The organism is Paraniabella hibiscisoli, from assembly GCF_022512515.1.
In the GTDB taxonomy this organism is placed as follows: Bacteria; Bacteroidota; Bacteroidia; order Chitinophagales; family Chitinophagaceae; genus Niabella; species Niabella hibiscisoli.
In genome coordinates this window covers 313,339-335,789 of sequence record NZ_JAKWBK010000003.1, presented here as the reverse complement: position 1 = coordinate 335,789, position 22,451 = coordinate 313,339, and the positions used below count along the sequence as shown (strand labels likewise).

At 41.2% G+C, this 22,451-nt stretch carries 24 protein-coding genes and 1 pseudogene; all 25 read left to right on the top strand.

Annotated features, from left to right (window positions below; genetic code table 11):
* The first annotated feature begins 94 nt into the window (after positions 1-94).
* The 25 genes and pseudogenes from MKP07_RS32935 to MKP07_RS32825 all read left to right on the top strand — a co-directional run bounded on the left by MKP07_RS32935 (position 95) and on the right by MKP07_RS32825 (position 22,439).
* Positions 95-1,474: a methyltransferase RsmF C-terminal domain-like protein gene (locus tag MKP07_RS32935; RefSeq protein WP_240852304.1), complete on the top strand. Its 1,380-nt coding sequence runs from the start codon at positions 95-97 to the stop codon at positions 1,472-1,474.
* Between the two features lie 239 nt (positions 1,475-1,713).
* Complete coding sequence (locus tag MKP07_RS32930) at positions 1,714-2,253, top strand: TonB-dependent receptor (RefSeq protein WP_240852303.1); 540 nt, start codon at positions 1,714-1,716, stop codon at positions 2,251-2,253.
* Entirely contained in the window at positions 2,244-2,606 is a 363-nt protein-coding gene (locus MKP07_RS32925) for a hypothetical protein (protein ID WP_240852302.1), read from the top strand. The genes MKP07_RS32930 and MKP07_RS32925 overlap by 10 nt, the downstream gene beginning before the upstream one ends.
* A gap of 86 nt (positions 2,607-2,692) precedes the next feature.
* Positions 2,693-3,109, top strand: coding sequence for a hypothetical protein (locus tag MKP07_RS32920; protein ID WP_240852301.1), 417 nt, complete (start codon positions 2,693-2,695; stop codon positions 3,107-3,109).
* Positions 3,110-3,328: 219 nt separating this feature from the next.
* The gene (locus MKP07_RS32915) at positions 3,329-4,258 is read left to right on the top strand and encodes a SusC/RagA family TonB-linked outer membrane protein (protein ID WP_240852300.1); all 930 of its coding nucleotides are present in this window, start codon (positions 3,329-3,331) and stop codon (positions 4,256-4,258) included.
* A gap of 56 nt (positions 4,259-4,314) precedes the next feature.
* Positions 4,315-4,677 carry a hypothetical protein gene (locus MKP07_RS32910; RefSeq protein ID WP_240852299.1) on the top strand — a complete coding sequence of 121 codons (363 nt, stop codon included), beginning with the start codon at positions 4,315-4,317 and terminating at the stop codon, positions 4,675-4,677.
* 46 nt (positions 4,678-4,723) lie between these two features.
* Positions 4,724-6,271, top strand: a complete 1,548-nt coding sequence (locus tag MKP07_RS32905) for a RagB/SusD family nutrient uptake outer membrane protein (protein ID WP_240852298.1) — start codon at positions 4,724-4,726, stop codon at positions 6,269-6,271.
* A 37-nt stretch (positions 6,272-6,308) separates the two neighbouring features.
* Entirely contained in the window at positions 6,309-7,013 is a 705-nt protein-coding gene (locus tag MKP07_RS32900) for a fasciclin domain-containing protein (protein WP_240852297.1), read from the top strand.
* Between the two features lie 44 nt (positions 7,014-7,057).
* Entirely contained in the window at positions 7,058-8,092 is a 1,035-nt protein-coding gene (locus tag MKP07_RS32895; protein WP_240852296.1) for a DUF5007 domain-containing protein, read from the top strand.
* Positions 8,093-8,131: 39 nt separating this feature from the next.
* Positions 8,132-10,087 carry a TonB-dependent receptor plug domain-containing protein gene (locus tag MKP07_RS32890; protein ID WP_240852295.1) on the top strand — a complete coding sequence of 652 codons (1,956 nt, stop codon included), beginning with the start codon at positions 8,132-8,134 and terminating at the stop codon, positions 10,085-10,087.
* A 71-nt stretch (positions 10,088-10,158) separates the two neighbouring features.
* Positions 10,159-11,229, top strand: coding sequence for a SusC/RagA family TonB-linked outer membrane protein (locus MKP07_RS32885; RefSeq protein WP_240852294.1), 1,071 nt, complete (start codon positions 10,159-10,161; stop codon positions 11,227-11,229).
* A gap of 86 nt (positions 11,230-11,315) precedes the next feature.
* Complete coding sequence (locus MKP07_RS32880) at positions 11,316-12,545, top strand: RagB/SusD family nutrient uptake outer membrane protein (protein WP_240852293.1); 1,230 nt, start codon at positions 11,316-11,318, stop codon at positions 12,543-12,545.
* Positions 12,545-12,874 carry a RagB/SusD family nutrient uptake outer membrane protein gene (locus MKP07_RS32875; protein WP_240852292.1) on the top strand — a complete coding sequence of 110 codons (330 nt, stop codon included), beginning with the start codon at positions 12,545-12,547 and terminating at the stop codon, positions 12,872-12,874. The genes MKP07_RS32880 and MKP07_RS32875 overlap by 1 nt, the downstream gene beginning before the upstream one ends.
* Positions 12,875-12,983: 109 nt before the next feature.
* Positions 12,984-13,118 (top strand): hypothetical protein, encoded by a 135-nt coding sequence (locus MKP07_RS40390; RefSeq protein WP_262920110.1) that lies wholly within the window; start codon positions 12,984-12,986, stop codon positions 13,116-13,118.
* A 221-nt stretch (positions 13,119-13,339) separates the two neighbouring features.
* Positions 13,340-13,693, top strand: a complete 354-nt coding sequence (locus MKP07_RS32870; RefSeq protein WP_240852291.1) for a hypothetical protein — start codon at positions 13,340-13,342, stop codon at positions 13,691-13,693.
* Positions 13,694-13,723: 30 nt separating this feature from the next.
* On the top strand, positions 13,724-15,367 hold the full coding sequence (locus MKP07_RS32865; protein WP_240852290.1) for a DUF5008 domain-containing protein: 1,644 nt from the start codon (positions 13,724-13,726) through the stop codon (positions 15,365-15,367).
* Positions 15,368-15,421: 54 nt separating this feature from the next.
* Positions 15,422-16,306 (top strand): alkaline phosphatase family protein, encoded by an 885-nt coding sequence (locus tag MKP07_RS32860; RefSeq protein ID WP_240852289.1) that lies wholly within the window; start codon positions 15,422-15,424, stop codon positions 16,304-16,306.
* A gap of 50 nt (positions 16,307-16,356) precedes the next feature.
* On the top strand, positions 16,357-17,160 hold the full coding sequence (locus tag MKP07_RS32855) for a LamG-like jellyroll fold domain-containing protein (RefSeq protein WP_240852288.1): 804 nt from the start codon (positions 16,357-16,359) through the stop codon (positions 17,158-17,160).
* Positions 17,161-17,231: 71 nt separating this feature from the next.
* Entirely contained in the window at positions 17,232-18,782 is a 1,551-nt protein-coding gene (locus MKP07_RS32850) for a M60 family metallopeptidase (protein WP_240852287.1), read from the top strand.
* Between the two features lie 30 nt (positions 18,783-18,812).
* Positions 18,813-19,259, top strand: a complete 447-nt coding sequence (locus MKP07_RS32845) for a discoidin domain-containing protein (protein WP_240852286.1) — start codon at positions 18,813-18,815, stop codon at positions 19,257-19,259.
* A 64-nt stretch (positions 19,260-19,323) separates the two neighbouring features.
* Positions 19,324-20,775: an alkaline phosphatase family protein gene (locus MKP07_RS32840; protein ID WP_240852285.1), complete on the top strand. Its 1,452-nt coding sequence runs from the start codon at positions 19,324-19,326 to the stop codon at positions 20,773-20,775.
* Positions 20,772-21,068: a DUF4983 domain-containing protein gene (locus MKP07_RS32835; RefSeq protein ID WP_240852284.1), complete on the top strand. Its 297-nt coding sequence runs from the start codon at positions 20,772-20,774 to the stop codon at positions 21,066-21,068. The genes MKP07_RS32840 and MKP07_RS32835 overlap by 4 nt, the downstream gene beginning before the upstream one ends.
* A gap of 122 nt (positions 21,069-21,190) precedes the next feature.
* A complete protein-coding gene (locus MKP07_RS32830) occupies positions 21,191-21,589 on the top strand; it encodes a cysteine peptidase family C39 domain-containing protein (protein ID WP_240852283.1) in 399 nt (132 codons plus the stop codon).
* 133 nt (positions 21,590-21,722) lie between these two features.
* Positions 21,723-22,270, top strand: a pseudogene (locus tag MKP07_RS43310) (ABC transporter transmembrane domain-containing protein).
* Positions 22,209-22,439 carry a 6TM ABC transporter family protein gene (locus MKP07_RS32825; RefSeq protein ID WP_240852282.1) on the top strand — a complete coding sequence of 77 codons (231 nt, stop codon included), beginning with the start codon at positions 22,209-22,211 and terminating at the stop codon, positions 22,437-22,439. Before MKP07_RS43310 ends, MKP07_RS32825 begins: the two are co-directional and overlap by 62 nt.
* Positions 22,440-22,451 lie beyond the last annotated feature (12 nt).

Here is a 22,451-nt window from a genome sequence, read left to right as displayed (position 1 = left end):
TATTGACAGAAAGATAGCTTATTTTTTACGCTGATAAATTACAGAACCCTTCATTAAACAAGGTTTTTCATGGAGCTTTGTTTATTTTTGCAAGGTGCAATTACCTTCGTCTTTATTACAATCTTTACAAGGCCTGGCCGGCTTTGATGAACAGCGTTTTGTAAATATACACAACTCCAACACATCTGTTACGTCTATAAGATTAAACCCGGCAAAATCAGAAACGGTGCTTAGGTCCTTTGGGGAACGAAATGTTGATTGCACTCCCATACCCTGGACCCGTAATGGATACTATTTATCCGAACGTCCTTCCTTTACTTTCGATCCTTTATTTCACGCAGGTTGTTATTACGTGCAGGAAGCCAGTAGTATGTTCCTGGAGCAGGTTTTGAAGCAAAGTGTAGCTTTGGATCAACCTCTGAAAATTTTAGATCTATGCGCTGCGCCGGGAGGTAAGTCCACACACTTACAATCATTGATATCTCCGGACAGCCTGTTAGTGAGCAATGAAGTGATCCGGCAACGGGTTAACATACTCAAGGATAATATGGTGAAGTGGGGAAGTAGCAATGTAGTAGTTACCAATAATGATCCCAAAGATTTTTCAAAGCTAAAGGGCTACTTCGACGTAATAGTAGTGGATGCTCCTTGCAGTGGCAGTGGCTTGTTTCGAAGAGATGAAGCGGCTATCAGTGAATGGAGTGAGAATAATGTAGTGCTCTGTAGTCAGCGCCAGCAAAGGATTTTGGCGGATATACTACCCACACTTAAGGATGGTGGTGTATTAGTCTATTCAACCTGTTCTTATTCTCGACAAGAGGATGAAGATATTGCTGATTGGTTGACAACAACTTTTCCGTTATCCAACATTCCGCTAAATGTCAATGCAGACTGGAAGATAATAGAGGCAGTCACTACTTCAGGAAATAAAGGTTATCGTTTTTGGCCACATCTTGCTAAAGGGGAAGGTTTCTTTTTGGCAGCTTTTAAATTGAATGACGGCGATACTTACAAGAATAAAAGCAAGTCAGCCGTAAAGCCTCTAACTAAGCAATTGTTACCGCTGGTATCTTCCTGGGCTGCATTAGCTAACAGTGAGTTAATACAAGTGAATGATAAAGTGTATGCCTGGCCTTCAGTTTTATTGGATGATTTTGATGTGTTACTACAACATTTAAAATTAATATACTCAGGTACTTTACTGGGCGAGCTCGCACATAAAAAACTAATTCCTGATCACGCTTTAGCTATGAGCAAAAAAGTTGCAGAAAGCATTGTCTGTGCGGATTTAGGGCTACCTGAAGCAATAGCCTATCTGCAAAAAAATACCATTGAAAATACCGGCTTATCAACGGGTTGGCAGCTTGCACGCTACAATAAACAAGTTCTGGGATGGATGAATGTATTATCCAATAGAATTAACAATTATTACCCCAAGGAGTTACGGATTTTAAAGCAAAAAATTAACAACTGAATCGTTTTTGCTTAACCTATCGTTATTATCCCAATATTAAATTGCTAAATCTTGCGCATACGGTTGCGCATCAATTTCCGCATTTTTAGTCTATAAATTTACACTGTGACCAGGAAAGGTTAGCATTTGCTGTACAGTACCTAACGATGTTCGAATTACCTTCTTTGCAAATGTTAAAAATAACTGGCCCATAAAATTTAACAACTCTTCGAAAAGAGGAAAACTAAAATTTTAACTTGATGAGACTAGTTAATAGCCTGAAGTTATTACGAAATTGTGTTTTACAACTAACCTGCTTGGTATCGTCGCTTTTTGCAGCTGCGCAGGATATTGATACAGCACAAAGTGTCGAAGATACTCTATTGGCTCCTGCAACGAATGGTGTAACCCTTATGAGAGTAGGAGACAAATTTAAAGGAAGCTCAATTAATGAAGTTCCTTTAAACTATGTAATACGTCAGCCCTACATTTCAGTGCAACAGTATTTGAAGGGGAATGCAGCAGGTGTGTATGTTCAGGAAACATCGGGAGAGCCGGGAACAGAACAAAATATGTTTATCCGTGGTATTTCGGCTCCGTTGTTAAGCAAAAGAGAGTTGTTTGATCAACAGCCAACTGTCTTTGTCAATGGCGTTCCCTTAACACAGGATAATCCATTTGCTTATGAAATTCAGAAATATGACTTCAATCGCATTGGGCCAGCAACCAACCTGTTGGCTGCTTACAACCAGGATAATATAGAATCTATAGAAGTAATTAAGGGGATCCTGTGGCTTTAGCTTCTTTGGGTTCAATGGCGGCGAATGGCGCTATCTGGATTACCACAAAAAATGCTAAGTCGGGCTTTAGAGAAATTACTATCAATTCTTATTTCGGATATGCGGCTAAACCTAATACTTATGCTACTAATGCTGCATTTGAAGATAAGTTCAGGCAGCCATTTTATAACCGTTACGGTACTGTAAATGATCGGTTGAATTATCCGCCGTACTTACGTGATTCTACAAATGTCGATTATTATGGCCCATCTAACTGGACCGACCTGTACTATAAATATTCGCCTACTTATAATGTGGATGCAAGCATCAGTGGAGGGTCAGATCGTGCTAACTTCCGTTTTTTGCAGGTCTGACGGAAAATGCTAACCCGGCAGATGCCACAGCTTTTACCAGATACAACGGCTCTTTTTACATCAATGTTGCTCCTGTAAAATGGATCATGGTTTCGAGCATGATTGGATATACTCGTCAGGAAAGAGATCGGAACAGAAATGTGCGGGACAGGTTGGCAGAGCAACGCTATATTCCTGATCTTACGAATCCCCTCACTCCCAATAAAAATTTATATAGCAACTATTTGTTGCAATTTGACAAAGATTATGCAACCGGTGCTATAGATGATAACGTTAATAATTTAATACAAGGGTACCTTGCTATTACTGCTAACCCCTATAAAAAGTTGAACTATATCGGTCGCATAGGTTTTGATTACAACGAAGGCATCAGGGATGTATTCTGGCCCAGAACACTCTTGGAGAACAATAACTTTGTTTCCAACTATTTTGGTTATAACCAGCGATTGGTGGTAACAAATAGTATTGATATGATCTTGACCTGGGCGAAAAAGGAAATCTGAATATTCGCGGTGGCCAAAATTTTATTTCCGATGTATATAAATATGCATATGCTTATGCTAATAATACGCCAAACGATTTTATTAAAATAAATGTGGTAAACGGTAATGCTAACGATGCAGATTATCTTACGCCAAGAGGGTTCCTGGTGAATTATTTCCCGGTAAAATGGATACCCGCTTACTTTCTTTTTTGGAAACGCAGTATACACATATGATGAAGTGTTGAAGTTAAGCGCAGTTGTAAGCAGGGAAGGTTCTTCTAACATGCAGGCAGATAACCGTTGGTTTACCAATTATTCTGGTGGTCTTGAGTATGATTTTAAAAGAATGTTAGAGGGGGCCAAAACCTTAAGTTCTTTTTCAACCAGTCTTTCTTATGCTCACATGGGTAAGTTGCTGAGCGATGACCGCTTTAATGCCGGACCTTCTTACCGTGTAGATCTGGGATTTACAGGTGAGCCAACTTTAGGTTCTTACTCAGGCGTCGGCGGGTTAACAAGACCTTACAGTTCTGGCTGGGTGGGTTACGGTATTCCATGGGCATATTCTGATCAGGTAAATCTTGGTGTACGTTTTGGTTTGTTAGAAGATCGTTTGCGATTTGCCATCGATGGTTACAGGAAGGCAGATAAAGATATGCTGTTACCTGTTCCTGTAGCTGCGGAGTGGGGTTATACAGGGGCCTACAAAAATGGCCTGGAAGTAAATAATACCGGTGTGGATGTTTCTTTGGCTGCGCAGATACTACCTGCGGCCAGGCAAAAGCTTAGCTGGTTGTTTACAGCCAACCTTAACTATAATAAAAATAAACTGGTTGCACTACCTGATGGCTTAGATAACGTGGAAATAGGCACTACCAAATTGGAGGTAGGTAAATCAATAGATGCGTTCTGGATATTAAAGAACAATGGCATTTATAATAGTGATGCCGAAGTGCCTGTTAATCCCGCTACTAATAAACCTGTTACTTATAAAGGTGTGGCTCTTAAAGCGGGCGACCCACGGTGGGCAGACGTGAACGGAGATTATGTTATTAACGATAACGACAAAGAGTTGGAAGGGAACTATATGCCGAGGATAAGCGGTGGCTTTGGAAGCAGCCTTAATTACCAAGGATTTTCACTTGATTTCAATTTTATTTTGCCCTGAAAAGAAATGCTTTAAATCAATATGCGTCATCAAGACTGGATTTCATCAATACTGAAGTGAATAATAACATCAATTCGGTTAAAGAAATTACTTTCTGGGAAAGAAAACAAGATTTAGCTGATTACCCAGTTTATAATCCCTGGAGTCCTGTAGTTCCTTACAGGTTAGAACAGGATTTGTTCCTGGATAATGCATCCTACTTAAAGTTGCGTTCAGTGTCCTTAGCTTACGATTTAAGCCGCGGTGGTACCAGAACCGCATTTAGAAACTGCACGCTCTATATAACAGGTACCAACTTATTAACTATTTCTCCATTTAAAGGCGACGATCCTGAGCTGGTTAATTATAACGGTATTTACAATGGTTATGGTTTGTTGAATCCGAAATCTTTAATTCTTGGAATTAGACTCGGTTTCTAACTCGAACGAGGACATCTTTTAAAAATACTATCATCTAAGAATTGTTATGAAAAAATATTTCTACAAATGGCCTGTTGCTGTTATTGTATTTGTCGTGGCTATTATTTCCAGCTCGTGCAATAAGCAATTAGATGTTTCTTCAACACGCCAGGCATCGGAGGAAGGACATTGGACAAAGTATGAAGATGCAAGAGCCGGGTTAATAGGTATGTACGGTCTATTTCGAGCAGCACTGGCAGACAATAATGCTTATTGGATTTTGGGTGAATTACGAGGTGGCGATTTTCAGGCAGTAAGCCGTCCCGATCTGAAGGCTGTGATAGACGGCAATCTGAATGCATCCTTTCCATTAATCAATGAGGTAACTAACTGGCGCAGGTTTTATGCTATTATTAATGCCTGCAATGTTTTCATAGAAAGGGCAGAAGGCTGCCTGGCAGATCCGCGCTATACACAATCTTACTATAAACTGGATATTGCACAGGCGCGTGCTATTAGAGCCTTTGCTTACTATATGCTGGTGAGAACCTGGGGTGATGTTCCCTTAATTACGGCCACCGGTGAGGGTAATTTTGAAAACCTGAGCCGCACCAATAAAGATGCAGTACTTGGTTTTGCAAAGAACGAGTTAATGGATGTAGCCAATCGTTTACCCTACCAGTATTCTACGGTTGATGCTGATTTAGTATATCCTCCCAACTATTATGGAAAGGCTGCTGCAGACTGGAAAAATACTTTGTTGGGCAGACTGTCTGCTTATGCCATCTTAGCACATATTGCTGCTTTACAGGGCGATTATATTAACGTAGCTGTGTACAGCCAGTTTGTTTTGGACAATGCAGCGCGTGCCCGTTTAACAACGGTAACTACTGCACAATTGATTGGCGAGTTGTTCCTTTTTAATACCTCCAACGTAAGCTGGAACCAAATGATTGGGTTCAATTTTATTTACGAACGTGGGGAGTCTACAACATCTGGTCATATAGAGCAGTTGACGTTGGCAAACACTACGGCTTATCCTATGTCCAGGCAGCTACCTGATATGTATGTTAACAAAGATAGCATCGCAGTATTGTTTCCGCGTAACAATGGAAATGACCAGCGTTTTGGGTTTAACCCGTTAAATGGGCTGGCCACTGAGGCCTATTTTGAAAACTACTCCTCCGCAATTCCCGTATTTAAAAAGATAAGAGTAGTTGATGGGGGTGGAGGCGACGGAACCTTTGCGAAGTACAATTCTTCAATAGTTTTCACCAGGTTAGAAGAACTGACACTTTTAAATGCGGAAGCTCTAACGGTATTGGGTCGTGGCGAAGAAGCTATTCAAAAGTTAAATGCAATGCGTTCTAACCGTGGTATTTCGGGACTTAATTATACACCAACTCTGGATTTGCTTAAGGAGATTTTTGCTGAAAGAAGAAGAGAATTATTGGGCGAAGGCTGGCGCTGGTTTGATCTGGTACGATATAACAAACTGAAAAGAGACAATCCCGCTTTCAATGATCTGATTAGCAGAGAGGGTATTTACTGGCCCATTGCGCAGGATGTACTTAACAGAAACCCGAGCATTCAGCAAAACAGCTATTGGAAATAGTCATTCACAAAGTTAGCATCAATAAGATTACTATATTATGAGAAATAAATTTGGTACAAAGAATTTGCTTATACAGTTTATCATGCTGTTAAGTATAGTAGCGGTTCTTCAGGCATGTGAAAAAGATGATAGTCCTTATGTAGATTATAAGAATAACGCTGCAATTTATAACGGAGACGCTTTATCTTATTTACAATCTAAACCTGGCCTGTATGATTCCATGCTGCTGGTAATTAACAGAATACCTGGCGCAGCAGATTCTTTAAGGACGGGTAAGTACACAGTATTTGCCACCAGCAATCGTTCGTATAGCATCGCCTTGCAAAATATTAATAATGCACGCAAGGATTCTGTGCCAAGCCTTCCGCCGGTTTCTTTCAGTACTATGAACTTAAATGTGCTGGATACTTTCTTTAGTAAATACATTATTCCTGGGCAAATCACCACACAGGATTTGGCAAGCAGGGCTGATGGTTTAAAATTCCCTTCAATGAAATATGGGTATGATATGCATCTGCAATATGAAACAACCAATGCTTCCGGCTATTTAGGCGGCGGTCCTAAAGCGATTTTATTTAGTGATACTCGTGGGTCGGTATTCACTGTAAACTGGATCAGGGTATATACTAATACGGTGGATATTAAAACAACCAATGCCGTTGTACACGTTTTAGACGCGGGACACAACTTCGGCTTCGGTAACGATCTTATCAGAGCATTGAACAGGTCTGTCACTAATTAAATCCTACTGTTATTAACTATCACATGAATAATTATACTAAAAATATGAACCGTATTTTCAGCAGAAAAGCTTGCTATGTGCTTGTTTTATTGGTTGCATCGGCAATTGCCTGCAAAAAATACCTGCCACAGGAGCGTAATACCATAGGCGCCGATTCTCAGTTTACCATTGACCTGTACGAACCATACCTGGGACGTACGACCTACTTTACTAATAATTTTTTTAAGGGTAGCACGACCTTTCCTGCGGATTTTAAAATTGTAAATGTGCGCAGGGTTACAGGTGAGGATGCTCCTGAACTCACAGAATCATTCCCGGTAAAGGTTTGGAAAGCATCTTATACCGGTCTCGAAACTTCTTTGGCAGAAATAGAAGCAAAAAGAGTAATAGAATACCATCCTATTCTCGAAATGAGCCCTCATACAGGTAATATTACTTTTTGGGCAGCAGGCAAGTCTAATTTTATACAACCGCAACCTGATTCAGGTTATTTATTTGATGTTGAACTAAGCAATTCAGGGGGACGTAGATTTTTTAGAAATTTGAAATTAAAGCCTCTTCGTGAAAGTCCGACCATTCCTACCAATATTAATGCTTTAACAGGTCAGCCTACCAGGGAAAATTTCGGAATTTCTGAAATAAGCAACATTGTGGGTGCTAAGGACGATCGTCGTAGCCTTGGGTCTGGAGATGTGGATGTTTATATCAGGAAGATACAGCCTTCAACAGGCAATACATTGACTTTCCGGTTTCTTGATACCTTGTTTCGCCCATTAAATCCTGCAATTTTCAATACTACAGATTGGGTCAATCTGGTGCACGGCTTTGATATGCAGAAAACCGATACTTATGTTAAGTATAATGTGGCTTATCCCATTCCTCTTACTAATACACCAACCAAATATACAGCAAGTGGTGCCAATACAGCAGCCGTTAGATTTACCTATTCCCGCATAGGTTTTGGAGGCGCCAGGATTAACTCTGTGTTCGGGTTGAATTTTGCCATATTCGATCCGGGCGACTGGGAAATAGTATTTGCTTTTAAAACCGATGTGCCTAAAACCTCTGATGATATTTAAAAAAGGGCTATGAATTTATTAAAGTCAAAATTGAGTGAAATGAGATTACCTTATCTGACATTTTTATTTATATTGGTTGCAGGCCTGTGGAGTAATGCCGGAGCTCAGGATAGCGTTCGCGTTAGGCTAAAAGGACGTGTATTAGATAAAGACCTTCATACCGGTAAAACTAATGTTACCATATCTTCGGGCAAACCACCAAAGGCTATTGGGATAACCGATGAAAACGGTAATTTCAATTTTAACGTAGCTTTAGGAAGTAACCTGGTGTTTAGCCATACCGGTTATACCGCTTATACTCATATTGTAACAGCTGCTGACAGCACATTGGAGATTTTGCTTGAGCAAAGTGGAGGCGGGTCTATGCAGGAGATAAGAGTAGAAGGTTATCGTAATAAAACCAGGGATGTGGCTACAGGTTCCAGTGCGTCTGTTAGTGGTAAAGCTTTACAGGATGTACCGGTATCCAACGTTGTAGAATTATTACAAGGTAAAGTGGCTGGTTTGGATGTACAGAATAATAATGGTTCGCCAGGCGGTATGGGTACCATAAACCTGCGTGGTTCTTCCAGTATTAATGTAAGTGCAGATGGATTTTTAACGCCAACTTCTCCTTTATTTGTTGTGGATGGTGTACCTATTGATGTAAACTCCGGATATGACTATGGTTTTCAGAGCAGCGGTCCCGGTATAAGCCCAATAGCCTTAATACCACCGGAAGATATCCAGAAAATAGATGTATTACGCGACGCATCGGCAACAGCCCAATATGGTTCCCGTGCTGCTTATGGTGTGATCATTATTACCACAAAACGAGGACTCTCTAAAATACCAATCGTACAATACAGCGGCCAGTTTTTCTTAAACACGCCTCCTAAGTTGCGTGACGTAGTGGGAGGTTTGGAAGAACGGATGAGACGTGTAAACGCCATCCTGCAATATGACTCTTCTTTAGCTTCAGCTATGGCCTTGATCAATATCAATACCCCGTTATCTGATAGTTTAAACCCTTATTATAATAATTCGACCAACTGGCAGGATTTATTTTACCGCACTACGTTCAACCAAACACATACTGTACAGGTATACGGAGGAGATAGAAACTTTAATTACAAAACGAACCTGAACTATTATTCCCAGGATGGTATTATACAAAACACAGGATTTAAGCGCTATACTTTAAGTATGAATGCACTGTATCAGCCATCTGAATCTTTTAGGGCATTGATTAATTTGCAGGGTGCGTTGGGGCAAAGGCAGGCAGGTAGTGGCGCCAATTTAACGCAGGATGAACTGAATAGTGCTGTTAGGTCTTCTTCTTTGTTGCCAGCTTCCATTTATTCCGGTGCCGGATCTGTGTTTAATTTTGATGCAATACGAAGTAATAATAAGTCGGCTAATATATTAGGATCGCTCGATATCCAGTGGCAATTTGTAAAGGGCCTGACTGCCAGGAATAACTTTAGCTATAATTTTAATTCGGGTACAGAAGATGTGTATGTTCCTTCTTATATTAATAATAATAATGCCGAAGGCACCACACAATACGACCGGCGCTATGTATTAAATAACCGCTCCAGCCTTGATTTCGTACAAATGATAAAAGAGGTGTTCCAGATTTCTGCGGGTGGGTTCAGTGAGATAAGTGCAGAAGGACTTCGGGCCAATCGTAGCGTTTTATCCGGTTTTCCGAATGATGATATAGAAGGCCCCATCGGTTATAATCCACAATTATCAAGAGGTGGAGTGTTAAACAATTTGTTTGACAAAAGATTACATGGCTTTGGCGGTTATGCTACTTTTAACTGGGACACGAAATATGTTTTAGACTTTAACTACAGGAGGGACGCTACTTCTACCAATGGTGCCAATGCAGGGTATACGGTAAATCCGGCTATCAGCGCCCGTTGGAACTTTGCCCGTGAAAAGTTCATCGCCAATAACCTCGGGTTTATTAAATTCGGTGCCTTCAGGGGAAGCTGGGGAAAAATATAACACCTACCGGCAGTATTTTCGATGTATATGGTCGTTACGTAGTAGGGCAACAGTATAATAATAATCCTACTGTGTTTATTGATCTGGACAGGGTTCCCAACACTAATTTTCTTCCTTATACTAAAACGTCCACCAATTTTGGGGTAGAGCTGGGATTGTTTGATCAGAACAGGGTAGAAATCAACTATGATACTTATTATGAAACCAATGATAATGAACCTCAGATCATTCCGCTACCGAATACCAGCGGTTTCAGAAACCTGGCATCCAACGAAGTAAGTACTGCTAAATACGGACATGAGCTTACATTAACGGTAAGGGTATTTAAAAGTGAAAATCCGGTGCAATGGACATTGATAGGTACCGGTGCATTAAACCGTAGGGTAGTTACCCGCCTTCCCGGTGGTGTGCGCGAATATATATTTAACGTAACAGATAATGGAACGAGTATTCCTGTGGTTTATAGAATTGGTCGCGACCTGTCACCTTTACTATATTATAACCGCGGTGTATATGCCAGCTCAGCTGATGTTCCGGTTAACCCGGCAACAGGTTTGCGTCAGCAATTGGGCAACCAGAGCTTTTATTTCCAGGGTGGGGATCCTAAATGGGTAGATGTAAATGGAGACTACGTTATTGATGACCGTGATATGTTACCGTTGGGTAATCCTTTCCCAAGAGCAACGGGTGGTATTGTATCCAACGTGCAATGGAACGGCTTTATGCTGATTACGCAGGTAAATTATACATTAGTTAGGGACGTGTTGAATGCAGCTTCGGCAAGCGATCTGGCAAACTTTAGTAATAATATTTTTGGTGGTACAGCCTTACCTCCTATTGAAAATTATAACTATTGGAAACCCGATGCCGTTGGAAGTTATAATGGTACAGTAGGTGCGGTATATCCTAATCCTTTTGATTTCAGAAGAGCAGGAGTATTGCAACCCTTCCGTACCAATCAATCTTTGTTCCTGGAGGATGGATCTTATTGGAAAATAGGTCAGATAACGCTTTCTTATAATTTCCAAAAAGAACTGATAAAGAGGTTCGGCATGAGTCAGGCGCGCCTGGCATTGACAGCGGCCAACGTATATATTTCTCGCGATATACCGGCCCTGACCCAGAGTTGGTTTCCGCATTAGGTCGTGATAATTCGAATGGTTATCCTAATGCCCGCACCTTCTCTATGTCACTTAATGTTCAATTCTAAAAACTAATGATGTACATCATGAAACAGATATTTTATTTCTTCATAGCAGTTTTTATTGTTACATCTGTAACCGGATGTAAGAAGTTTCTGAATGTGGATCCACCTAGTGACCTGTCGGGTAACAATTTCTGGCAAACCAGACAGGATGTGGAGAATTTTACCAATGGCAACTACGAACTGTTCCGTCAGTCAACCACACGCCCCAATATGCAGGCCGGTGCCGGTACTGCAGAGTATCCGTATCTGCCTTTTGCCGGGGAGCTCAGGGGCGGTATGGTTAAGGAAAATACAGAGTTAGGATGGGGCAGGGGCTATATCGCTGACCTGGCTAACAACAATATCCGCCGTTTCGTAGATTTCATTTATACGGGGAACAACTGGCGTGCGCTTTTCAATCACGTTCGCTTTACCCAATGGGACCGTTATTACAGGTGTATAGCCGCCGCTAATATAGCGGTAGACCGAATTCCTGGAGTACCAGATCCTGCTATGACGCCGGCTTTAAAAGCGGCCTACCTGGGCGAAGCGGTTTTTATCAGGAACATGGCCTATTTCTTTATGGTGCGCCAGTTTGGAGATGTAGCTTACTATACTCAACCCTATTTTTCTGATCCGCTGAAAAGAATGCCAATGATTGAGGTGCTGAAAAACTGCATTGCAGATATGAAGGCTCATTATAAAGGGATGGCATGGACTTATGATGATCCCTTTTATGTAGGTATACGGGGTATGAGAGGCGGTGCTATTGCCCTGATGATGGAAATGAATATGTGGCTGGCAGGTTTTGATACACCTAATCGCGAAATCTATTTCAAGGAGGTGATTGCCCTGGGAGATGAAGCAAGAAATGAAAACGGTGGCGCTTATGAATTACTTCCTATCGAGAATTATATTGAAATATTTAAAGGAAGAAGCAAGGAGAATCTTTTTGGGATTCCTCAAAATCGTAACTACGGTGAGCGTTTTGGCTGGAGCGATTTTTTCGACCAGGTAAAGTACGATCCACTCAATCCTACAACAGCGAGTATCCCGTATATGAGTTATACGGCTGATTTTATGAGGGCTTTATACCCTGAGGGAGAAGCCGATCAACGTTTGCAGTTATGGTTCAATCCGGCTACTGTTTATAATGCTAACAGAACTTTCCAAATGAAAAAGTTCCTGGTGACGGCTGATCCTAATTCAATTGACTTTAATGATCGTAACGATGCTACGCAATGTATTTACAGGTACCCCGATATTTTTTAATGCAGGCAGAAGCGTATGCCGAATTAGGCAATGAAGGCGCGGCAAAAACAGCAGTAGGAGTTGTAAGAGAGCGTGCCAAAGCTGCCCCACTTACTCAAACAGGAAATGAATTAAAAGAGCAGATATTTTTAGAACGTTCCCGCGAATTTATAGGAGAGGGGCATTACTGGTTCGATTGTGTTAGAAGCCGCAGGATTATTGATATTAGTTATAAATATTGCTATCATTCTACAGTAGAGCAATTTAGAGCCGGAGCATGGACCTGGCCTATAGATCGCTCAGCTTTGATAAATAATCCTGAAATGACTTTGAATAACTATTGGGAATAATTAAAATTTAGCCGGGAAGATAGTTGAATGAGACAAAGCATAATATAGTTAAAAAATAAGATTGTTGACATAGCTTTTACTTCTACAAAAAGCAATAAAAAATATACGGATGAAAAAGAGAATTAAAATATTAACCTTGCCCCTGGTGTTGCTGCTATTGCTGATGGGCGCTTGTAAAAAGATTATTTTACAGATACAGGTGTACAGCAAGGCGAATTTAACGGCACCGTGTTGGATTACCTGAAGTCTAAGCCGCAGTACTTTGATTCACTGGTAAAGATTATAGATTACGCAGGTATGACGAATACCTTTCAAAATGAAGAAATTACTTTTTTGCTCCTGCCGACTCCAGTTTAAGAAGTACATACTTGTTGTGTAATACTATTCTCAACCAACTGGGCCGTGCGCCTATTACCCGCTTTCAGCAAATAAAACCTTCGGTTTGGCGGGAAGCACTATCCAGGTATGTGTTTAAGGGGGCGATCTCTAACAGATTTTCCCCAGATCGATTTTGCCAATATTGCAGCTTACCCGGGACAGATTTACAACTCTTATGACGAACTGATCATGAATGTAGGTGCCATATATAACTCCGGAGGAGGTGTTCCGTATGCAGGTTACCGGCAACTGGTACTTTCTTATATCCCTTCTCCTTCATCAGCCAGGGATTACCAGACATGGACAACAGCCACTGTTTCTTCTGTAAATATAAAACCAACCAATGGGTATGTACATGTTCTAAGATACCCTACACATTACTTTGGTTTTGATCCGATTAAGTTCCTGGAAACAGCGATTATAGCAGGAATAGAGAATTAATGATCATTTATTATAATTATTTTAATTAGTATGATACATATTAAAAATAAGTTAGCCGGTTATTGTTTGCTTTTGGCGTTTCTTTCAACAACGATAGTATCCTGTACGAAAGATATGGTGAGTGAAGAACCGCTTTATTCGGCTTCTCCTAAAGGACTGATTGATTTTGAAGATGTACCACCTACACCAGCTATTGCGGCAGAAGGATCTATTGTTACAATTAAGGTAAATGGATTAGGCGGTAAACAGGGACAATTTCGCTTTTACATTAACCAAACACCTGCTGACGTCGTTTCAGTTACAGATACTGAAGTGCGTATCCGTATCCCTATAACAGCCAGCACCGGAACCTGTGCAGTAGAGATTAACGGTCAATTTTATTTTGGTCCTATTATCGATATCAGGGGTAAGCTGAATATAGATGCCACTTTTAATACCACAACAAATATTGCGACAGGAGAAATATTGGGAATAGATCCAAGGCCGCTGGGAGGGTATCTTATTTACGGATCTTTCAGGAATTATCAGAACCAGTCCAGCGCAGTGGCGGCAATTACAGGTCTGGCATTTATTGACAATAATGGTGCCTTACAAACCACTGGTAGTGGTTCTAGCCTAAGGCCAGCATTTAATATTGGTATTACGGGGATGAATGGTACCATAAATACGGCCGTTTTTACATCAGATAATAAAGTAATAGCAGGTGGAACGTTCAGTGCTGTCAATGCAAGAGGTAATATCAGTAACATTACAAGATTTAATGCAGCAGGTTCGCTGGATACCCTCACCTATGATATAGCTGGTGGCGGCTCACTTCCCCAGACGGTAGGTCCGGCTTTTAATGGTGGTTTTACCGGCGTCGTTACAAAGTTATTCAATACAGCCGCAGGTATAGTCGCTGTAGGTAATTTCTCTGACTATAATAGTATTCTTTATGAGCGATCAACGGCTGACGCTCCTTATGTAGATAAGATCAGAATCAGCCAGATTGCAAGGATAAATATTGACGGCGTAATCGACTCATCTTTTAATATTAACCGAGGCATCAGGCCTATAGAAGGATACACTTCTGCGAACGGATTTATTTACGACGGTGTGGAAATGCCCAATAATAAACTGTTGTTGGTTGGTAATTTTACGGTTTTCGAAAACCAGCAGGCTTTGCGTATCGTACGTATAGATTTGGCTACAGGTAGAAGAGATCCTTCTTTTGTTGCCGGCGGAGCTAATGGTGCCATTACTAAAATAACCTATAACAGCACCACTCGAAAGTTATTGATTACCGGGCAATTTACTTCTTATAATGGTCAACCTGCTAACGGTATTGTGATGTTGGATGAAAACGGGAATAACGATAATTCTTTCAGGTTCAGACCCGTTGAAGGCGGTATACCCAACTTCGCAGGTCAGCTGAAGGATGGAAAGGTGATGGTTTCGGGTACTTTTAATAAGTATGATGGCATAGTAAGAGCAGGCTTTATGATGCTGAATGCTGATGGCTCATTAGCAGTAGGCTATAATAATATCGGGTTTTTTAATGGTCGCGTAAATGACTTTGTTGAGTATCCTAGCGATACAGACCCTTCCATCACCTATGTAATGTTGGTTGGAACGTTTACCCGGTTCGATAGTAAAACAGTAGGAAATATTGTAAAGATTAGGGTGCAGAATTAGAGATAAACGGGTTGTTGGACAGCTATTTAGTAAATATTCTAATAAAGAATTAACATGAAGCATAAATTTTTGGGAAGTATCGGTTTAATCATTGCATCAGGTTTATTGGTGTTCACTGCTTGTAATAAATCAGTACAAAACAATTTGGGAGCAGAAGGCAGTGCGGACACGACTACTGTAAAAAATAAAGTACTGTTTTTGGTAATTGACGGCGCGGTAGGAGACGAGGTAAGAAAAGCGCAGGCTCCAACATTGGTGAATATGGCCGATAATGCTATTTACTCATGGGACGCCTTGAGCGATTTTGAGAACAATGCCAATGGAAGTTATTTGACCTGGACCAATCTTTTAACCGGCACTACATCTGCAAAACATGGGGTTACAGGTAATAGTTTTTCAGGTAATAATTTTGCTACTTACCCGAGTATTTTTACAATTAAACAGGCTAGACCAGGCATGAAGTCTGCAGCATTCACCGCATCCCAGGCTTTGGCAGATAATCTTGCAGCAGACGCAGTTGTAAAACAATCTTTTGAAAACAATGATGCGGGTGTAATTAATGCCACCAAAACAGAATTGGCTTCAGCCAATGCTGCCGATCTGGTTTTTGTTCAATTGCGTAATGTGGAGAATGTAGGTGCAGCCAGCGGGTATAGCGCAGCAAATGCCGCGTACAAAGATGCTATTTTAACGGTCGATAATCAATTGAAAGACCTGATGAATACCATTGCCGCCAGGCCTACTTATTTAAAAGAAAATTGGCTGATTATGGTGTCATCCAATAAAGGTAGTAACACTCCTTTTGTTCCAGGTGCCGGTGAAATATGGTCGGCTTTCAGGGATACCCGGCACAACACAATGTTTATGGCTTATAATTTTACCCCGTACCCAATTTCAGGATACAGGCAGCAGCAAAGCCAACGGTTATTCCGTATATAGGTACAAGTACCTTCTATAGCGGCACACTTTCTCAGAATAAGCGCGCGAGAATGATCAATAATACTTCGATAGGAAATTTAGGTACTACAGGTAGCTATACTATTCAATGCAAAGTAAAACTTCCTGCTGCTAATGCAAATTATCCGGCTATACTGTCTAAAAGGGCCACGTTTACTGGGGGCGTTGTAGGTTGGGTGTTTTTCCTGGAAGATGGTGACTGGCAGATTAATATCGGACAAACCGGATTTGGAAATACACAGGTTAGGGGTACTAAAGTTTCTGACGCGCAATGGCACACGTTAACTGCTCAGATCACACAGGTAAATGCCACTACGCGAACCGTGTATGTATTTACTGACGGGCAAAAATCAACCGCCAGCAGCAATATAGCAGATAGAGGGAATTTGGATTCTCCTAGTCCGTTAACTTTTGGCAATAATAATAATGATAATAATACAGGTTTAGGTAACTATATGATCACAGATGTGAGGATTTACAACACTGCGCTATCAGACGCCTATATCCAGGCCAATTATTGCAGAACCGATGTGGCCGACGATCAATATAAAGCAAACCTGGTAGGTTTTTGGCCTTCCAATAATATAGGAGCAGATAGAATAATAGCGGATGAAAGTGGTAATGGCAACAACCTCCTGGTGCAAACTTTAGACCCGGCTATTTTCAATGATGTCTCTACCAAAGTTTGTCCGCAAATTGTACCGGCAGTATACCGTTCGGTTCCCAATTCAGTTGATGTAGCCATGCAGGTGTACCAATGGTTGGGAATAACTACACCTACTTCGTGGGGACTGGATGGTAAAACATGGGTGCCCCAATACATTAATGTTAGATAAGCAGGAAGCATAAAGTATAAACCAGGGAGAAGTTTGAGCAACTATGCTCTCCGAAAATTAAAAGTGTACTAATGAAGAATAAATTTTTATTACCGTTTTTAACCACTGTTTGCAGTATGGCTATATTGCTTACAGCCTGCAAAAGAGACCGTGACTTTGGTTTCGTTGATGGTGTGCCTGGAGACGGGTCTGATGCATCAGGGGTAACTATCGATACCAGTGTTAAAAATGTAGATGCCAGCAAATATGCTAAAGCGCGTATATTCCCGGGTTTAGTATGCAGTAGCGAACCTCGTCTCAATAACGTTACGGTGAATATGAACTTTAAATACTTCCCGGCTGATAAAGATCAGTTGCGCATTTCTCAGCCACCGATTGTATTGAATAATTTTGGTAATCCGGTGGGGCCCATTGTGAGTACTGGTTATTATGCTGCTCCCGGGGAGTTGGTAATAATAGATGTACCGGCAGGTCAGAACTCATTGCTGGTGCAAATCGGTGCGTGGACTTATGATGCTTCTGCGGTACCCAATTCGCAGCGGGATCCAATAATTTATTCTAAAACAAGCCTTTCTCCGGGGCGTAATTATTTACGTAACCTGTACGGCGGACCTATTTATATTATTCCGCAAATGCCGCAAAGTACACCAGTTCCTATCACTTTCAGCAATGTGGTTAAAATGCCTGATTTTATTTATGGGCAAACCACTGAAGCAGCGTTTCAGGCGGCTATCAGGAGTTCTTGTACACCTTGGCTGGAGCTGCGTAGCGAGAACATTATATTTACACTGCCACGACAGTTTTTTATTGACAGGAACGTAACCGATATTACTGGTTTAATGAAGGAATGGAACGACGCTATCAGATTTGATTACTATGAATGGGAGGGCTTAAAAGAAGTATTAGGAGCTAATGACGATCCGGTAGATCAGGCGCCTTTGTTGCCATGGAGAGTAGTACAGGATATTACCTTGCCACCGGGTGCCGGAGGTGTATCGGGTTACCCTTTCAGAGCCCAGTACGGCTATGACTGGTTTGATGAGTTTACCGACCATGATTATTTAAAAAATGCAGCCAGCTGGGGTACTTTTCACGAAATTGGCCACAATAACCAGCAGGGACAATACTGGAGCTGGAGTTCTCTGGGCGAAACTACCTGTAACCTCTTTATATTTAAGAATTCTAAGCGCCTTGGCGTTTACCCCGCCAAACATACTTTTCCTGTAGATGATCTGGCAGGCAAAATAACACCCGCTGTAGCCTGGGCAACCGGTGCAATAGGAACGCGCAACTTTGATGGTACGGATGCGGCCATCAACGATCCTTTCGCGCGCCTGGCACCCTTCCTTCAGATATTCAATAAAATACCAGCAAACTGGGGCTATCAAGGTCAACCTTGGGGATGGGACTTTATGCCTTATCTCTATAGAAGGGCAAGACGAGCCGTGCGTATCTCAACAAGTGATCAGCAAAAAGAGATTTTCTCTTTGAAGCGATTTGCGACTATACAAAAAGAACTGGTTTCCTTTCTTCAGGCAATGGGGCATAGCTGTAAGTACGAATCTGTCAGGCAGGATGGCTCTTCAGTACCCACTAATGGCTCAAAAAGTGTGGGAATATAATCCAATTACCCAAACAGGGGAGATGGCGCTTTGGATCCTAAATCTTTGTGGACGATCACGACGAATTCGGCTCAGGCTACCGGCGAAACCGCACCCAGCGGTCCGGCAGCAGCAGCCATAGACGGAAATCTTGCGACTTATTGGCATTCACAGTACTCTCCAGCGGCTATCGCTTTGCCATATAACTTAACAGTAGATATGTTTATAGCTACTAATATCACTGCGCTTAAATTTGCACTCAGGTCAGCGCTTTCAAGACCAGTTAAGAGAATTCGCCTGGAAACCAGTTTAGATGGGTCTTCATGGACTGAGGTAGGCGGTAGTCCCTTTACAGTACCTCAGGTTGAAGGGTTACAGACTTTTACATTGACAAATCCCGTCACAGCTCGATACTTTAGGGTAATAATTCCTTCTACGGCTGATACCGATGGAACAGGTAATACTTCTATAGCTGAACTGGATATTGTACGTCAATAATTTAATAATTTTTGAAATTTATGAAGAAGATATATACTTTGTTAGCGGCGGCGTTATTAGTAACATGTATTATGAACTCCTGCAAAAATATGCTGATCCACCACCCTATTTTGAGGACGACCTGGATAGCTCTAATGCCTTAACCAGCCGTAGGGTGCTCCTGATTGGAATAGATGGGGCGGTAAGTAGCGAAGTAAAAGCTATCGCTCCGGCTGCTTTAACCGGAATGCTGGCCCATGCTAAGTTTCAATGGGATGGAGTATCGGATGAGATAAGCACAGACGCTACTTCCTGGAAATCGTTGGTAGCAGGTGTTTCTTACGGAAAGCATAAGATTGCCGATAGTTCCTTCATTTTTACTCCTGCCGAGGGTAGCGATCCGCATGCGGGTCTCCCGCCTAACTATCCGTCTATGTTCTCCTATATTCTTTCTTCGGCTACAAAAAGTAATATGCGAACGAGTTTTATCTCTTCGTGGAATACCCTGGTAGACAGGGTGGTTCCTGAAATACAGGACCCGGTAATTACTACAGGCGATCAGGCAGTAAAAGATTCTGCTTTAGTAAGAATTAAAACACGCAATCCAGAATTCCTGACGCTCCACTTTAATGGTCCTTCTATTGCAGGTAAGGCTGGTGGCTTTAACCAGGGAAATGTAGCTTACAAAGAAGCAATTACAAAAGTAGATGGATACGTTGGCGAAATCATGACAGCGTTAAAAGCACGTCCCGAGTATAACAAAAAAGAAGAATGGTTAGTGATTGTTGTTAGCACACATGGAGGTGCGGGCAATAGCTATGGTGGATCAAGTGGTGCTGAAACCCAGGCTTTTCAAATGTTTTACAATGAAAAATTTAAGCCCTTGGAGTTTACAACACAAGGCGCTTTTTATGGTGTGCGTTTTGCTGGCGGGCAAACAAATGCTGTCAGGGCTATTATGGAAGATGCCAATGCTTTTGATCCGGGTTCGGGTCCCATTACTTATGAAATGAAAGTAAAAGGAACCAGAAGCGGTAGTTTCCCACTGTTTTTCAGTAAAAAAGGACCTGTTACAGGCAATATGTTGGACTCCGGAGATCCAGGATTTGCGTTGTTTACGGGCGGCAATAACAATTTCAACCTGGAAGTGAGAGGAGGTACTACCAGAGCCAGACCCGGTGGTGGTCCCGCAATATTCGATGAAACATGGCATACCATTTCTGTTGCTTTTGCCGACAGTGTTGTTAGTGGTGCTACAAGGCGTTTTGTAAAAGGATATGCGGATGGTCTTAAAGTTACAGAAACAGATGTGACAACCTGGACATTATCCGGAGGTACAGCAGGTTGGAACGCATTTAAATCGCCTAGACCGTTAATATTAGGTTGGACACAAGGGAATGCCAGTGATGCCTCAACATCGCATGTAGCATTAAATGTAGCTGATATAAGAATATTTAATACAGGATTAAGCTCGGCTGAAATTGCGGCCAATGTGTGTCTCCGGATATTACAAAACACCCTAAATATGCTAATTTGATAGGTTATTTTCCTGGTAATGATGGAACGGGCGGACGCTTAAAAAATCAGATACCAGGATCATCTGGAAGAGACTTTATTTTGGAACGTAATTTTCAATGGAGCTTGATTCCGGCTTTTCCCTGCAATGCTCCGGTAACCGGAGTTCCTGCCGGAAAAGTGGTTCAATTACAAACCAGCGGTAGTGTTGCCCGAACAGCTTTTTATTGGCTTCGGGTTCCGGTACAGGATTCCTGGTCTTTTGAGGGAACCAATTGGTTAGCTAATTATGAATCAGAATTTGTTTCATTTTAATTGGAAAAAGGATCTGAAAGTTCCTGACAAGTAGGGCATTTTCAGATCCTTTTTTAAGATAGCCTCCCTAACCACAAGTTTGTTGCTTAATTTTTGAAATCACGTTAATAACCTATTTTGAATTGAAACGTTTTCCTACTGATCGACAGCTCGATTTAATGGATTGTGGCCCCGCTTGTCTCAAAATAATTGCCAAATACTATGGAAAGTACTTTTCCTTGCAATATCTGAGGGATAAATGTGGTATTACAAAAGAAGGTGTATCTTTTTTCGACATTGGCCATGCGGCAGAGGCAATTGGTATGAGAAGTCTTTCAGTAAAGGCTTCGGTCGAAGACCTACTGCATCGCTTACCTTTACCAGCTATCGTACATTGGGACAATAACCATTTTGTAGTAGTCTATAAAACCAATATCAAACGAAAAGTTTTTTATGTTTCTGATCCTGCCAAAGGATTGGTGAATTATAAACAAGACGATTTTGAAAAAAATGGTTACATGCCGAGGCAACCAAAGGGGTAGTAATGGTTTTAGAACCCAGGCCGGAGTTTTATGATAACAGGGTAATGGATCATACCAATAGGAAAAAACATTTTCCAACTTTATAAGCTATTTCAAACCCTACAAGAAAAGCTTTGTAACACTGGGTATTGTCATGCTTATTGTTACGATCCTTCAGGGATTTCTACCTTTCATTTCAAAGGCAGTGATTGATGTAGGTATTCAAACAAGGGATGTTGACTTTATTAACCTTGTGTTGGTTGCAAATATTACCATCTACGTCTGTATTTTACTGTCAAATATTGTACGCGACTGGATTTTGCTGCATGTTACGTCTCGGGTCAATATTGCGATAATATCCGATTATCTAATTAAGCTGATGTTATTGCCCATTACTTTTTTGAAAACAAGTCTACCGGCGATATTTTGCAAAGGGCAAATGATCATGAGCGGATCAGGAGTTTTATTATGAATAACTCGTTAAACATGATATTCTCCACGTTAACCTTTATCGTTTTTGGGATAATTCTCTTTTTCTATAATAAAATTGTGTTTACCATTTTTTTGGGAGGAAGTATTCTGTATGTATCCTGGGTTTTTGCTTTCCTTGCTATAAGAAAAAAGTTAGACTGGGAATATTTTGAGTTGGTTTCTAAAAATCAAAGCTATTGGGGAAACAATAGGAAGTATTCAGGATATTAAGATTAACAATTATGAAAAGGATAAGCGATGGAAATGGGAAAATATACAGGCTGCATTATACAAGGTAAACGTTCGATCCTTAAGTGTCACTAATACGCAGACATCGGGAGCTCAGTTCATTGACAATATCAAAAATCTGGCAATTACTTTTTTTGTGCCCAGGCGGTAATTAAAGGGCAGA